Below are 14,277 nucleotides of genomic sequence, written 5' to 3'. Positions count from 1 at the left end.
GTTAACGAATCAGATCCAGTGAATAATGTGGTTTGTTCAGGTAATCCTCGATGCAGTCGAGTACCAGGTAACTGCGCAGGTCGTCGCGGCGTAGGCGCAATTCATCGAGCGACAGCCACACTGCCCGCAGAATGCCTTCATCCAGTTTGCGCTCTGGATAGTGCTGCAGCACCTTTCCGGCAAAACAACTGCGTTGATAACTGACGCCATTATCGGCCTTGAACAGGTAGATGCCGACGACAGAGGTCAGTTCAACGCTATAGGCTGTTTCTTCCAATACCTCGCGCCGGGCGGCCTGGATAAGACTTTCGTCTTCTTCCACATGGCCGGCAGGCTGATTTAAAACTAGACGGCTGTCCCGGTATTCTTCGACCATCAGGAAGCGCCCCTCATGTTCGATAATGGTCGCGACTGTGACATGAGGCAGAAAACGCATGAATGGCTCCTGAGCAGGCTGCATAGGGTAGCCTAAACCGGATGCAGGGTGAACTCCATTGCGCTAATTGGCGCCAGCGGGACTGGATTTGGCGATAAAAACGGCTAGGATGCGATTAGGGAAATATGTAGTGTCCATGTAGTGATACTACAAAACTGGCCGTCCGCAGTTTTGTAACGCCGTTGATAAGCAGAATGGCTCGGAAGGACATAGGTATAAGAGCGGTGAATAGATGAAAACGCGTGACATTTTGTAGGAAAACTACAACAATAAGCGCACCAGCAACACCGTATTTCTGATGGCGAATTACCATTCGCCATCATTCATGACAACGACAACATAACGGAGTCAATAATGGGATACCAAAAGATTCAGGTGCCGGCTAGCGGCGACAAAATTACCGTAAATGCCGACCTGTCCCTCAATGTGCCAAACAACCCGATCATTCCCTATATCGAAGGTGATGGAATTGGCGTGGACATTTCGCCAGTTATGATCAAAGTGGTTGATGCAGCGGTTGAAAAAGCCTACAGCGGCGACCGCAAGATCTCCTGGATGGAAGTATTCGCCGGTGAAAAGGCGACTCAGGTTTACGATCAGGACACCTGGCTGCCGGAAGAAACCCTGCACGCGGTCAAAGAATACGTCGTGTCCATCAAGGGCCCGCTGACCACGCCAGTTGGGGGCGGCATTCGCTCCCTGAACGTGGCCCTGCGTCAGCAGTTGGACCTGTATGTCTGCCAGCGTCCGGTTCGCTGGTTCACTGGTGTGCCAAGCCCGGTCAAGAAGCCTGGCGATGTGGACATGGTGATTTTCCGTGAGAACTCGGAAGACATCTACGCCGGCGTTGAATTCAAGGCCGGCTCCGCTGAAGCGAAGAAGGTGATCAAGTTCCTGCAGGAAGAAATGGGCGTTACCAAGATCCGCTTTACCGATATGTGCGGTATTGGCGTGAAGCCGGTTTCCGAGGAAGGCACCAAGCGTCTGGTGCAGAAAGCGCTGCAGTATGCGGTGGATAACGATCGCGAGTCGGTCACCATCGTGCACAAAGGCAACATCATGAAGTTCACCGAAGGTGCCTTCAAAGAGTGGGGCTACGAAGTGGCCCGTGATGATTTCGCTGCCGAGCTGCTGGATGGCGGCCCTTGGATGCAATTCAAGAACCCCAAGACCGGCAAGAACATCGTCGTCAAGGACGTGATCGCTGACGCCATGTTGCAGCAGATCCTGTTGCGCCCAGCCGACTACGATGTCATCGCTACGCTGAACCTGAACGGCGACTACCTGTCAGACGCACTGGCTGCAGAAGTAGGCGGTATCGGTATCGCTCCTGGCGCCAACCTGTCCGACTCGATCGCCATGTTCGAAGCGACCCACGGCACTGCGCCCAAGTATGCTGGCCAGGACAAGGTGAACCCCGGTTCGCTGATTCTGTCAGCAGAAATGATGCTGCGTCACATGGGTTGGGTAGAAGCTGCGGATCTGATCATCAAGGGTACTGAAGGCGCTATCGCCAACAAGACCGTAACCTACGACTTTGAGCGCCTGATGGAAGGTGCAAGCCTGCGCAAGTGCTCCGAGTTTGGTGATGATCTGATTGCCAGCATGGGCTAAGCGTTTAGCCAGAACCAACAAGGCCGGCTAATGCCGGCCTTGTTGTTGGTGCCTTGGAAAGGTAGAAGCAAATTAGTGGTGGCTTTCCTCTATTTCGCCTACTTCAAGATTGGTTTTCGTAACGCCAGCTACTGCATCAACTGACTGGATATTTACCGCATGTAAGCCTTTAGGACCCTGAATGATGTCAAACTTGACCGGTTGGCCTGCTTTCAGCGTACGGTACCCATCCATCTGGATAGCCGAGTAATGTGCAAACAGGTCTTCATCGCGTCCTTCAGCTACAACGAAACCGTAGCCTTTGGCATTGTTAAACCATTTGACCTTGCCGTTTTGCATACTACATCCCTCTTAGTTTCCATTCCGGGGGTGTTCCGGTAGTTGTGAATGAGCTCGACACGCGCTGAAACAGATGACCGCAATGCAATGCTCGTTTACACTTTTTAACACTGATTCAACGTAAGTCAAGTTAGCCTCTGGCAAGCTGTGCTTCAGCGCACATTTTGTCAGCTCAATTCTCTGACACTCGACAGCAGCGATGTTTCCCATGTTTGCATTAAAGAATCTTCAACTAACCTTGAATCAACGACCTGACGAGCCGGAGCACGAAGATGATTCTGGCCTGGCCGTTGAGACCAGCAAGCCCGAGCTTAAGCCGCCGTCGCGCTACAAGGTGGTTATGATGAACGATGACTATACCCCGATGGATTTTGTGGTAGAGGTGCTGGAAAGCATTTTCTTTTTAAATCGGGAAGCTGCTACACAGATCATGTTAAAGGTCCATACTGAAGGAAGGGCGGTATGCGGTGTCTTTACCAGAGACATTGCGGAAACCAAGGCCGCACAAGCCAATGAATATGCCAGGGAATGCCAGCACCCGTTGATGTGTCAGATCGAACGGGAAGCGTAATCAAGCGACTCAAGTCGCACGACGAGGTGGCACCATGCTCAATAGAGATCTCGAGATCACCCTGAATCTGGCGTTCAAGGAAGCCCGCAACAAACGTCACGAATTCATGACCGTAGAACACCTGTTGCTGGCTCTGCTGGATAACCACGCAGCCATCGACGTATTGCGCGCCTGCGGCGCGGATATGGAGCGGTTGCGGCGTGAACTCACCGAATTCATCGATTCCACCACTCCCTTGATCCCAAAACAGGATCATGAGCGTGAAACACAACCGACCCTGGGCTTCCAGCGTGTATTGCAGCGTGCGGTATTCCACGTGCAGAGCTCGGGCAAGGGGGAGGTCAGTGGCGCCAACGTGCTAGTGGCGATCTTCAGCGAGCAGGAAAGCCAGGCGGTTTTCTTCCTCAAACAGCAGCAGATTGCCCGCATTGATATCGTTAATTTCATCTCCCATGGTATTTCCAAGGTCGGCGGAGATGCCGAGCAGGTGCAGCCTGATCAGGACGGAAGTGACGATGAGAGCGGTGAAACCGTTGGCAACGCCAATCCACTCGATGCCTACGCCAGCAATCTGAACGAACAGGCCCGCCTGGGTCGTATCGATCCGCTGGTTGGTCGTGCTCAGGAAGTTGAGCGCGTTGCGCAGATTCTGATGCGCCGACGCAAGAATAACCCGCTGCTGGTCGGTGAGGCTGGGGTGGGCAAGACCGCCATTGCCGAAGGGCTGGCCAAGCGAATCGTCGATGGCGAAGTGCCGGACATCCTTTCCGAGGCGGTGGTTTATTCACTGGATCTGGGCGCGCTGCTGGCGGGGACCAAATACCGCGGCGACTTCGAGAAGCGTTTCAAGGCGCTGCTCAAGGCCTTGCGCAAACGTCCGCATGCCATTCTGTTCATTGACGAGATTCATACCATTATCGGCGCCGGTGCGGCTTCCGGTGGGGTGATGGATGCCTCCAACCTGCTCAAGCCACTGCTGACTTCGGGTGAGATCCGCTGCATCGGCTCGACCACGTTTCAGGAGTTCCGCGGTATCTTCGAGAAAGACCGCGCGCTGGCCAGGCGCTTCCAGAAGGTCGATATTGTCGAACCCTCGGTGGAAGACACCATCCAGATCCTCAAGGGCCTGAAAAGCCGCTTCGAGGACCACCACGGCATCGGCTACACCGATGAAGCGCTCAAGGCCGCAGCCGAGCTCGCCTCGCGTTATATCAATGATCGGCATATGCCGGACAAGGCTATCGATGTGATCGATGAAGCCGGCGCCTACCAGCGGCTCAAGCCTATTGACGAGCGCGCGGCTATTATCGATGTGGCTGAGGTTGAAGCCATTGTCGCCAAGATCGCGCGCATTCCGCCCAAACACGTGTCCACCAGCGACAAGGAGCTGTTGAAGAACCTGGATCGTGATTTGCGTCTGGTGGTCTTTGGTCAGGATAACGCGATCAACGCGCTGTCCACGGCGATCAAGCTATCGCGGGCCGGGTTGAAGTCGGCAGACAAGCCGGTTGGCTCCTTCCTGTTTTCCGGACCTACCGGTGTAGGCAAGACCGAAGTCACCCGTCAGTTGGCGAAAAGCCTGGGTGTAGAGCTTCTGCGCTTTGACATGTCGGAGTACATGGAGCGGCACACCGTGTCGCGGCTTATCGGCGCACCTCCGGGTTATGTCGGTTTTGATCAGGGCGGTCTGCTGACCGAGGCTGTGACCAAGAACCCGCATTGTGTGCTGCTGCTCGACGAAATCGAGAAGGCGCACCCGGAAGTCTTCAACCTGCTGTTGCAGGTGATGGACCACGGCACCTTGACCGACAACAATGGCCGCAAGGCGGACTTCCGCAATGTCATCATCGTGCTCACCACTAACGCCGGTGCTGAATCCATGGCACGGTCCTCGATCGGCTTTACTCAGCAGGATCACAGCACAGATGCGATGGAAGTCATCAAGAAGACCTTTACGCCGGAGTTCCGCAATCGTCTGGACACCATCATCCAGTTTGGCCGTCTGAGTCACGAAAGCATCAAGTTCGTGGTCGACAAGTTCCTTACCGAACTGCAGGCTCAGCTTGAGGATAAGCACGTGCTGCTGGATGTGGATGAAGACGCGCGCGACTGGTTAGCCGCGCACGGTTACGATCCATTGATGGGCGCACGGCCTATGGCGCGCTTGATTCAGGAGAAACTCAAGCGTCCATTGGCTGAGCAAATCCTGTTTGGCGAGTTGGCCGAGCACGGCGGTACGGTGCATATCAGCCTGCGCGACGATGAGCTGGTACTTGACGTACTTGAGGAAGAAATGGCCTGAAGAGCGGTGGCTGCGTGGTGGGGCAGGGTTGCCCTGTCACGCAGCCAACCGCCGCTTCAGAGCTGGAACTGCGCCCAGATCGGCGCGTGGTCGGAAGGCTTCTCCATTCCCCGAATGTCATAGTCGATTCCGCTGTCTATGCAGTGATCAATAAGGCCCTTGCTGGCCATGACCAGGTCGATCCGCAAACCGCGCTTGGGGTTGTCTTCAAAGCCGCGGCTGCGATAATCGAACCAGCTGAAACGGTCGTCCACCTCGGGGTTCAGGTGCCGAAAGGTATCAATCAGCCCCCACCCCTTGAGCCTGCCCATCCACTCGCGTTCTTCCGGCAGAAAACTGCATTTGCCGGTGCGTAACCAGCGCTTGGCGTTATCCGCACCAATGCCGATATCCGCATCTTCCGGAGAGATGTTGACATCGCCCATCACCACCAGTCTCTGCTCTGGACGGTAATCGTCCTCAAGGTGGCGCTGAAGGTCGGCGTAGAAACGTGTTTTAGCCGGGAACTTGATCGGATGGTCGCGGCTCTCACCTTGAGGGAAGTAGCCATTGAAGACAATCAATGGCTCACCGTCTTTTACTGGAATAGCCGCACTTATCATGCGTTTCTGTGATTCGTCGTTGTCATTCGGCAAGCCCTTGCGCACCCACAGAGGCTCGGCGCGCGTCAGCAAGGCGACACCGTAGTGACCCTTCTGGCCGTGAAAATGTACGTGGTAGCCCAAGGCTTGCACATCGGCTAGCGGAAACATAGGATCGTCGACTTTGGTTTCCTGCAGGCCGATAACGTCTGGATCATGTTTTTCCACAATCTGTTGCAATTGATGAGGTCTTGCCCTCAAGCCGTTGATATTAAAAGAAACGATTTTCATATTTTGTCCTGTTGAGCGGTTGTATTCCGCAGGTGCGTCTGTAAGCAAATGTATTTTTTGCCGGACGGGCCGATGGGGCATGTTAGCATCCTCACTGCCAATTTAACCCTGGAAGGATCATATGGGCCGTTGTTTTACATTGATTTGCCTGCTTTTTTTCCCCGCGGCAGTCATGGCCCAACTACAAGTGATCGTGGAACCCAGTAACAACGGGGTTAGAGATAATATCCAGGCGTTCATCGGCCCGGTGGAGGCTGAGAACCGCCGTGAGATGTGGCGCCTCGCCCGTCACGCTACGGACCAGGCGACCAAGGCTGCACAGGCCCTGGGCTTCTATCACACACGTATTCGCCCCGATGTAACTGGGAGCCGTGATGCGCCAGTGCTGGTTTTGAACGTTAGCCTAGGCCAACCGGTTCTGCTCGACAAAGTGGATATCCGCGTTGAAGGGCAGGGGCGTGAAAGCTTTCAATTGCCGTCCAGTTCCATGCTCAGGCAGGGCGCGGTGCTCAACCACGGCCACTATGAAAGCTACAAGACGCTGATCAGCAATCAGGCTTTGCGCTATGGTTACTTTGGTGGCCGTTTCGAGCAGCAGGAATTGCTGGTTGATGTTGACAATTACCAAGCAAATATCACTCTGGTATATCAATCCGGCGACCGCTTCAGACTCGGTGAAGTAGTTTTTTCCGATACTCCCTTCAATGAAAACCTGCTGCAGCGCATGGTGCGTTTTCGCACCGGCGTGCCCTATGATGCCGACCTGCTGGCGGAGCTGAACCGGGACCTGCTGTCCAGCGGCTATTTTGAAACCGTTCAGGTCTCTGCCTCCGCCAATACAGCAGAGGATGGACTGATCCCGGTCAATGTTGAAATACGTGAGCGCGACCAGCACTCTCTGGGCTTTGGTGGTGGTTTCTCGACTGACGTCGGACCACGCGCCAAGGTTAACTGGACGCAGCACTGGATTAATCCGCAGGGTCATTCTCGCGGCGCCGATCTGGAGGTGTCTGCTCCCCGGCAGCAGATCAGCACCTGGTACCAGATCCCCCTGGACCCTCCGCAAAGCCATTCGCTGCGCTTCTTTACCGGCTTTCAGGACGAAGAGATCGATGATGTTGAAACGCGCAGCTTCACTGTGGGTGCGCAATTACTGCGAACGTTAGACAGCGGCTGGGAACGTGTGATTGGGCTGCGTCTGGAGCAGGAGCGCTTCTCGCTGGGCAATGAGTCGGGTCAAAGCACATTGCTGATTCCCAGCCTGTTGTTGCAGCGCACCGTCAGTGACAACAGCATCGACCCGTCCAAGGGCTATAGCCTGATGCTTGACCTGCAAGGCGCGAAAGAGGGCGTGCTCGCCGATTTTGATTTCGTCCGGGTCAACGCCAGCGCTAAAGGCCTGTATACGCTATTTGACAAGCATCGCCTGCTGTCGCGCGCCAATATTGGCGCCATTGGCAGTGAAAGCTTCGACAGCCTGCCGCCTTCGCTGCGCTTTTTTGCCGGCGGTGATCAGAGCGTTCGTGGTTACGACTTTCGCACGCTCGCACCCACTGATGAGTCCGGCGAGCGTATCGGCGGTCGGTATCTGGTAGCGACCAGCCTCGAATATCAATACGAGTTTATCGATAAATGGCGTGCCGCAGTCTTTGTCGATCACGGTAATGCCATGGATTCGCTAACGGATCCGCGGGAAACCAGTCTCGGTCTGGGCGTGCGCTGGGTGTCGCCGGTAGGCCCAATCCGCGTCGATGTGGCCCGATCCATCACCGAGCCTGACGAGGGCTTCCGGCTGCATTTCTCCATGGGGCCGGAGCTATGAGCGGGTCGACGACCAGATCGGTCCTCAAGTATCTGCTATTGGCGGTGTTGATACTGCTGATGTTGCCTGTGCTTCTCGGCCTGTTATTGGCCAGCGAATCAGTTAACCGCTGGCTCTTTCAGCAGGTGCAGGACCGCGAGCCGCGCCTGCAGCTGGATTTTATCCAGGGCCAGTTGTGGCGTGGCTGGCAATTTGAGCAGATTGTCTGGCGTGACACAGGTATTGAGGTCGTGATCGATCAGGTGCGATTCTCCTGGTCCCCCGAGTGCCTGTTGAAAACACGTTTGTGTCTGGATGATCTGGATGTGGAGAGTATCCGTGTCCAGACTGAGCCCAGCGAAGAGCCCACGCCCGAGCGCCAGGCGGTAACACTGCCAGATTTGAACCTGCCGTTCGATATCCAGCTTGATCGCGTGCGTATCGGCAGCCTGTGGCTGAATAGTGACGAGCCGCTACTGGCTGATATAAACCTGTCAGCCCGGAGTGCAGGCGACCAGCTGATTATTCGGCAGTTTAGCGGGCAGGGTCCTGATCTGGATTGGCAGCTTGATGGCGAGCTGCGCATGGCTGGCGACTGGCCGTTGCAGATCAATGCCGCAGTGAATTTGCCGCCCATGGATGAACGCGACTGGTCTGCAGATATCAGTCTGAATGGCAGCCTCGATGATCTGCAAGTGGAAGCGTTGAGCCAGGGCTACCTGGATGGAATACTTCAAGCCCAACTACGGCCTTTGCAACCGGCCTTGCCGCTCTCCCTGACCTGGGAAAGTGACGCTTTTCTGCCGTTGCAGACCCTACCCAAAACATTGACCCTGGAAGATCTGCGGCTGGCGGTTGATGGCGACCTGGACAGCGGTTTTGTGGTTCAGGGAGACGCCTATTTCCCCGGCTCTGAAGGACGTGTGGATCTCGTTCTGGACGCCCAGGCCGGGCTGACCGGCGTCAGCGATCTGGTGTTACAACTTAATGTTGCCGACGCTCCTGATCGACAGCTGCGTCTGGCTGCAGATGCCAGCTGGGAAGAGCAGTTGCTGGCTGACGCCACTCTGGATGTTCAACGATTTCCCTGGCAGTGGCTGTATCCACAGGACATAGGTGCTATCGAGCTCGAAGAACTGGCAATGACGGCCAGCCTTCGGGATATGAACGTCAGTAGTGATCTGACTGCGCGCCTCAGCGGTGTGGCAGAACAAACCGTCGAGCTGGCGATGACTGCCAGGGGTAACCAGGAATCGGTGCGGATTGCCCCCTTTGAGCTGCAGACCGAGGCGGGCAAGGCCACGGGTGAAGCGGTTATCGATATGGGCGCAGCGCTGGCATGGGATGTCAGCTTGCTGCTGGAGAAGTTGAACCCTGGCGTATTTGTTGCGCAGTTGCCTGGCGAGCTTAATGGTCCGATCAATAGCCAAGGCAGCATGGGTGAAAGTCTGCAGCTGTCTGCGGATTGGGCGCTGCAGGGCACTCTGCGATCCTATCCGCTGGCCATTTCGGGCAATGTGGACAAACAGGACGACGCCTGGCTGATAAGGGATCTGCTGCTACGCCAGGGCGAGAATCGTATTGCCGGGGGCGGTCAATGGGGCGAACAGATTGCGGCTGATCTGAATATTAATCTGCCGCGACTCAACACGCTCTGGCCGGGGCTGCAGGGAACAGTGCAAGGCAAGGTTGCCGCCACCGGTGCGGCTAGCGCACCGGACATTGCGCTCAACCTGAACGGCCGTGGCCTGGGCCTTGAGCAATTGACCCTCAGCGAGCTTGATCTGCAGGGCAGGGTGAGCGTAACCGATGCTATGCCGGGCGAATTGACGCTTAACACCAGGCGCATGCGCAGTGGAGAAACGCGTTTAGGCAATATGAACCTGACCCTGCGCGGCAACAAAGCCAACCACAACCTGAATCTGACCCTGGACCGCGGAATACTTGATGTACAAACGCAACTGACCGGTACCTTGAACGCAGAGCGCTGGCAGGGCCGGCTGACCGATGCCGAGCTGGCCTACGAAGAAATGATCTGGACGCTGGTGGATTCGGCTGTTTTCAATTATCGGCTTGCACCTGCCCAATTGCGCATGGCCGCGCATTGCTGGCGGCAGCAGGGCGCGCGTTTGTGTTTTGACGGTGAACAACACCTTTTGCCCGACCGACGCATCAATCTGGCATTGAATGATTTCGCACTGGACACGCTTCAGGGCGCCTTGCCCGAGGACTTCAGCTGGGACGGATTGCTCAACGCGCAAGTGGAGTTCAACCAGGCGGTAGGCGGCGAACCATTGGCCAGGGTCGACGTTTCCAGCGTCAACGGCGTGGTCAATGTGACCAACCCGGAGCAGACGCTGGCATTCCCCTATGAAAGCCTCCAGCTCAATACCTTACTGGAAGAAGGGCAGGCCAACACGCGCCTGCTGCTTGCCAGTGAGGGCCTGGGTACCCTCGACGCACAGGCGCGAATTGACGATCCTGCTGGTGAGCGCGCACTCACTGGGCAATATCGTATAGAAGGTTTGAAACTGGATTTCCTCAGGCCCTTCCTGACTCAGGTAGAAGAGCTGCACGGCGAGGTGAACGGCCGCGGTGATATCAGCGGTACGCTCGTGGAGCCATTGATTTCTGGCGAAATACGCCTGCGCGACGGACATGTCAGCGGGCCGGAATTGCCGGTGAGTTTTGAGCAACTGAATGTAGATGTTCTGGTCGCTGGGCAGCGCGCTGATATTGACGGCACCTGGCGCAGTGGTGAACAGGGGCAGGGCAGCCTGCAGGGTAACCTAACCTGGGCGCCGCAACTTGACCTGGATCTGACGTTGAAGGGCGACGCCTTGCCGGTGACAGTCGAGCCCTACGCGGATCTCAGCGTGAGCCCTGATCTGAATGTAACCCTGGCAGATAATCGACTGCAGGTACGTGGCCAGATAGCTGTGCCTGAAGGTGATATCACGGTGCGCGAATTGCCAGAGCAGGCGGTCAAGTTGTCACCTGATGTCGTTATCGTTGGCGAGGAAGTCGAAGAACAGGAAGCGCCGCTGGATATCCGAGCCCGCGTGCAACTGCTGATCGGCGATCAATTGCGTTTCTCCGGGTTCGGCCTCACCGGCCGGCTCAGTGGGCGTATCCAGGTCGAGGAGAATATGAATGCGACCGGTGATCTGAATATTCTCGATGGGCGTTTCCGCCGGTATGGCCAGCGTCTCAGCTTGCGACGCGCGCAGATCCTGTTCGCCGGACCCATTTCTCAACCCTTCCTTGACATAGAAGCGGTGCGCCGGGTGGACGATGTGGTCGCTGGCCTGCGCTTGACTGGGCGCGCGGAAGCACCGCAATCCGAGGTATTTTCCGAGCCCAGCATGGCGCAGGAACAGGCCCTGTCATACCTGATACTGGGCAGGCCGCTGGGTGGTGATGGTGGCGATGACAATATGCTCGGCCAGGCCGCACTGGCATTGGGAATGGCTGGCAGCGGTCCGGTTGCCGGCAATATTGCCAATAAACTGGGGATTGACGATTTTCAGCTTGAAACTGAAGGCAGTGGGGTAGGGACGCAGGTGGTCGCTGCCGGCTATATCACCGAAAAGCTGAGTTTGCGCTATGGTGTCGGGGTATTTGAGCCAGCCAACCAGTTGGGGCTGCGATATGATTTGACCCGGCGTTTATACCTGGAAGCCGTCAGCGGCTTTGCCAGTTCGCTGGATTTCTTCTACCGTATTGATTTCTGACCGCATCATGTTTTCCCGCGCACAGACTGCGCGTTACCTGCAATGATCTGAGGAGTTTCCATGTCCAGCGTTAATCTAGGCGGTAACCCGATTACAATCGGTGGCGAGTTTCCGCAGAAAGGCAACAAGGCGCCTGCTTTCAAGCTGGTAGCAAAGGATCTGTCCGACGCTACTCTGGCGACTTACAGCGGCAAGCGGAAGGTCCTGAATATCTTCCCCAGTATCGACACCCCCACCTGTGCGACGTCGGTACGCACGTTCAACAGCAAGGCCAGCGCTATGGATAACACCGTAGTTCTGTGCATCTCTGCTGATCTTCCTTTTGCCCAGGCGCGCTTCTGCGGCGCTGAAGGCCTGGACAACGTAATCAATCTGTCGACCATGCGCGGCAGCGAGTTCCTCAAGGATTACGGCGTAGCAATCGAAAGCGGCCCGCTGGCGGGCGTTACCGCACGTGCGGTAGTGGTGCTGGATGAAAATGACACTGTGCTGCACAGCGAATTGGTGGGCGAGATTCGTGATGAGCCCAACTATGATGCGGCTTTGGCGGTTCTGTCTTGACGGCTGTCGGTTGATTTGAAAAGGCGCCTGTTGGCGCCTTTTTTGGTTTCAATGTGTCAAGTGAACCGCGCGAAAGGGTTGTTGCACGGGATCCTATATCCGATAAAACTCAGCTGCGGTCTGGCTGTTTTGGGTTGACGCAAATAGTCGGTGGAGATCAGGAAGTCTGTCACTAATCTGCGTTCGAACTGGTCTATCTTGTCATTGGTATAAGCAATGCCCAGACCTGTGGTGTTGCGAATCCGGTGCAACCCGATCACGGCCATAAGCTTCTGCTCACCATAGTCGCGCGCCAAGGCATCAATGAAGGCCTGCTCCTGTTCCGCTGCCATGCTGTAGTCGCCGATCAGCTCGCGGAGGAGGGCGGGGATATAGGTGTAGCTGTCCTCAAAGATCATGGCTGCGCTGCCTGCCGCAGCAAGCGTGATTACACCTGCAGTCGCAGCGGTAAAACCAAGAAACTGGCGTCGATTCATTTGCCGCTCCTTAACCGTATAGGCGGTCGGCCGCACGTATGGATAGCGCCGCGGCGGTCAGGCTGGGGTTAGCCGGTGAGCAACTGGGATAGGTAGCTGTGCCCACGATGACCAGGTTGCGCATTCTGTGGTGGAGCATGTTTGCATCGATCACCGACCCGTCTTCGCCGTGACCCATTCTCAGGGTGCCTTGCACGTGGGACTCGGTCAGACGCCAGCCCCTGAACTGGATAGACTCGACGGGCAGGGGGCTTAGCAGCTTCTCCAACTGATCCAGGCCATGCTGTAGGCCGATCTTGCCGTACTCGGACTCGCCTTGATAATCGACAATGGCCTGGCCGTTTTCCGGGTCGATAGAGATACGGTTCTTTCGGTCAGGAAGATCTTCAGCGGTCAGCATCATCGGCAGAATCTGATTCCAGCGATCCTTGTCCATTCGCAAACCGTGCGGCCAGCGATTCTCAAAGTACACCAGACAGCCGGACCGCTCGCGGCGGAAATCACCGTCATACAGAGCGTAGTTCAACCCGGTAGTAATGGTGCTGCCGTCAAAGTTGCCCAGCCCGTCAAGGAACACCTCAACGTTAGCACCCAGCTGTTCGTGCAGGCCCATACCCGTGTCGCCGTCATTGATATCGGAGCGCAGCAATATGGCAGGGCTCTGAATGGCATTGGCGCCCAGCACAAATTGATCACCGCCGACGCGATACTCCTTGCCCTCTGACATCAGGGTCAGGCCAGTAATTGTCGAGCCCTGGTATTCAAACGTCTTGACCTCCGCATTCAGGCAAACATCTACTTTGGGGTGACTGAACAGTTCGGCGAATCCGTTCTGAGCGGTGAATTTGGCGTTGACTGGGCATAGATTGCAGGTGGCGTTTGCACAACATACGCTTCGTTGCCCGTTGGCGACCCTCGCACGGCCTGTAGGCATGATGAAATGCTGGTCAGGCATGGCCGCTTTCATCAGTACATCAATGGAAGAGCCTTTGTGCGGAGGTTGTGGAAACGGCTGACTGCGGGGAAGAACACGTGCCATGTCCGGATCGCCGGAGATGCACATAATGCTTTCGGCCTTGCAATAGTAGGGCTCCAGCTCTTCATAGCTGAGTGGCCAGTCGAAACCGACGCCGTATAAAGATTGAGTTTTGAAGTCGTTGGGGTGAAAACGTGGCGTCTGCGAGAACCAGCAATTAAGTCCGCCACCCATGGCAATGGTCGTGTTCCAGGGCTTTTTGCTGGCACCGAGGCTGGCGAAGGTAGTCTCAGGCGCAACCAGCGAGCTGGCCTTGTGTTCTATTTGCCAGGCCCAGGGATGAAAATCGCCCCATTCAATAATGAGCACGCGCCCGGAAACATGTTTAAGCGCTTCTTCGAGGAAAAAGCACGAACCAAATCCTGAGCCAATCACTATTAGCTCATATTGGCTGTCGCGCAGGCTCCCAGCCATTACACGATTAAACTTCATCAGATCCCTCTGGTGTAAATTTTTATAAATACTAGCCCCGTTCGCCATGCATTCATAGAGGCCAGAAACGAGAAAAGACGCCGGAGCGCCTTTTCGTATTCGG

Annotated in this window: 11 protein-coding genes; 6 read left to right on the top strand and 5 right to left on the bottom strand. The window is 55.9% G+C overall.

Annotation, left to right across the window (positions count from 1 at the left end; all coding sequences use genetic code 11):
- Position 1: 1 nt before the first annotated feature.
- Positions 2-436 carry an NUDIX hydrolase gene (locus EAO82_RS12890; RefSeq protein ID WP_096345046.1) on the bottom strand — a complete coding sequence of 145 codons (435 nt, stop codon included), beginning with the start codon at positions 434-436 and terminating at the stop codon, positions 2-4.
- Positions 437-790: 354 nt separating this feature from the next.
- Here EAO82_RS12890 and icd point away from each other — a divergent pair, with 354 nt between their 5' ends.
- On the top strand, positions 791-2,050 hold the full coding sequence (icd, locus tag EAO82_RS12885) for an NADP-dependent isocitrate dehydrogenase (protein WP_096345047.1): 1,260 nt from the start codon (positions 791-793) through the stop codon (positions 2,048-2,050).
- A 72-nt stretch (positions 2,051-2,122) separates the two neighbouring features.
- Here icd and cspD read toward each other — a convergent pair whose 3' ends face one another.
- Entirely contained in the window at positions 2,123-2,389 is a 267-nt protein-coding gene (gene cspD / locus EAO82_RS12880; protein WP_096345048.1) for a cold shock domain-containing protein CspD, read from the bottom strand.
- A gap of 208 nt (positions 2,390-2,597) precedes the next feature.
- On the opposite strand from cspD, the gene clpS reads away from it, so the two are divergent.
- Positions 2,598-2,960, top strand: a complete 363-nt coding sequence (gene clpS / locus EAO82_RS12875) for an ATP-dependent Clp protease adapter ClpS (RefSeq protein WP_096345049.1) — start codon at positions 2,598-2,600, stop codon at positions 2,958-2,960.
- Positions 2,961-2,994: 34 nt separating this feature from the next.
- A complete protein-coding gene (gene clpA / locus EAO82_RS12870) occupies positions 2,995-5,262 on the top strand; it encodes an ATP-dependent Clp protease ATP-binding subunit ClpA (protein WP_096345050.1) in 2,268 nt (755 codons plus the stop codon).
- 56 nt (positions 5,263-5,318) lie between these two features.
- Here clpA and xthA read toward each other — a convergent pair whose 3' ends face one another.
- Positions 5,319-6,134: an exodeoxyribonuclease III gene (xthA, locus tag EAO82_RS12865; protein ID WP_096345051.1), complete on the bottom strand. Its 816-nt coding sequence runs from the start codon at positions 6,132-6,134 to the stop codon at positions 5,319-5,321.
- 121 nt (positions 6,135-6,255) lie between these two features.
- Here xthA and EAO82_RS12860 point away from each other — a divergent pair, with 121 nt between their 5' ends.
- Genes EAO82_RS12860 through tpx form a run of 3 tightly spaced genes read left to right on the top strand, consistent with a single transcriptional unit; the run spans position 6,256 to position 12,230 of the window.
- Complete coding sequence (locus EAO82_RS12860; RefSeq protein ID WP_096345052.1) at positions 6,256-7,956, top strand: autotransporter assembly complex protein TamA; 1,701 nt, start codon at positions 6,256-6,258, stop codon at positions 7,954-7,956.
- Positions 7,953-11,669 carry a translocation/assembly module TamB domain-containing protein gene (locus EAO82_RS12855; protein WP_096345053.1) on the top strand — a complete coding sequence of 1,239 codons (3,717 nt, stop codon included), beginning with the start codon at positions 7,953-7,955 and terminating at the stop codon, positions 11,667-11,669. The genes EAO82_RS12860 and EAO82_RS12855 overlap by 4 nt, the downstream gene beginning before the upstream one ends.
- Before the next feature lie 60 nt (positions 11,670-11,729).
- Positions 11,730-12,230, top strand: a complete 501-nt coding sequence (gene tpx, locus EAO82_RS12850; protein ID WP_096345054.1) for a thiol peroxidase — start codon at positions 11,730-11,732, stop codon at positions 12,228-12,230.
- 56 nt (positions 12,231-12,286) lie between these two features.
- On the opposite strand, the gene EAO82_RS12845 is transcribed toward tpx, so the two are convergent.
- The gene (locus EAO82_RS12845; protein WP_096345055.1) at positions 12,287-12,706 is read right to left on the bottom strand and encodes a twin-arginine translocation signal domain-containing protein; all 420 of its coding nucleotides are present in this window, start codon (positions 12,704-12,706) and stop codon (positions 12,287-12,289) included.
- Positions 12,707-12,716: 10 nt separating this feature from the next.
- On the bottom strand, positions 12,717-14,174 hold the full coding sequence (locus tag EAO82_RS12840) for a GMC oxidoreductase (RefSeq protein ID WP_096345056.1): 1,458 nt from the start codon (positions 14,172-14,174) through the stop codon (positions 12,717-12,719).
- Positions 14,175-14,277 lie beyond the last annotated feature (103 nt).

It is taken from the genome of Halopseudomonas pelagia (assembly GCF_009497895.1).
Lineage (GTDB): Bacteria > Pseudomonadota > Gammaproteobacteria > Pseudomonadales > Pseudomonadaceae > Halopseudomonas > Halopseudomonas pelagia_A.
Note: the sequence above shows the minus strand (reverse complement) of the source record. Positions and strands in the feature narration are given on the sequence as shown.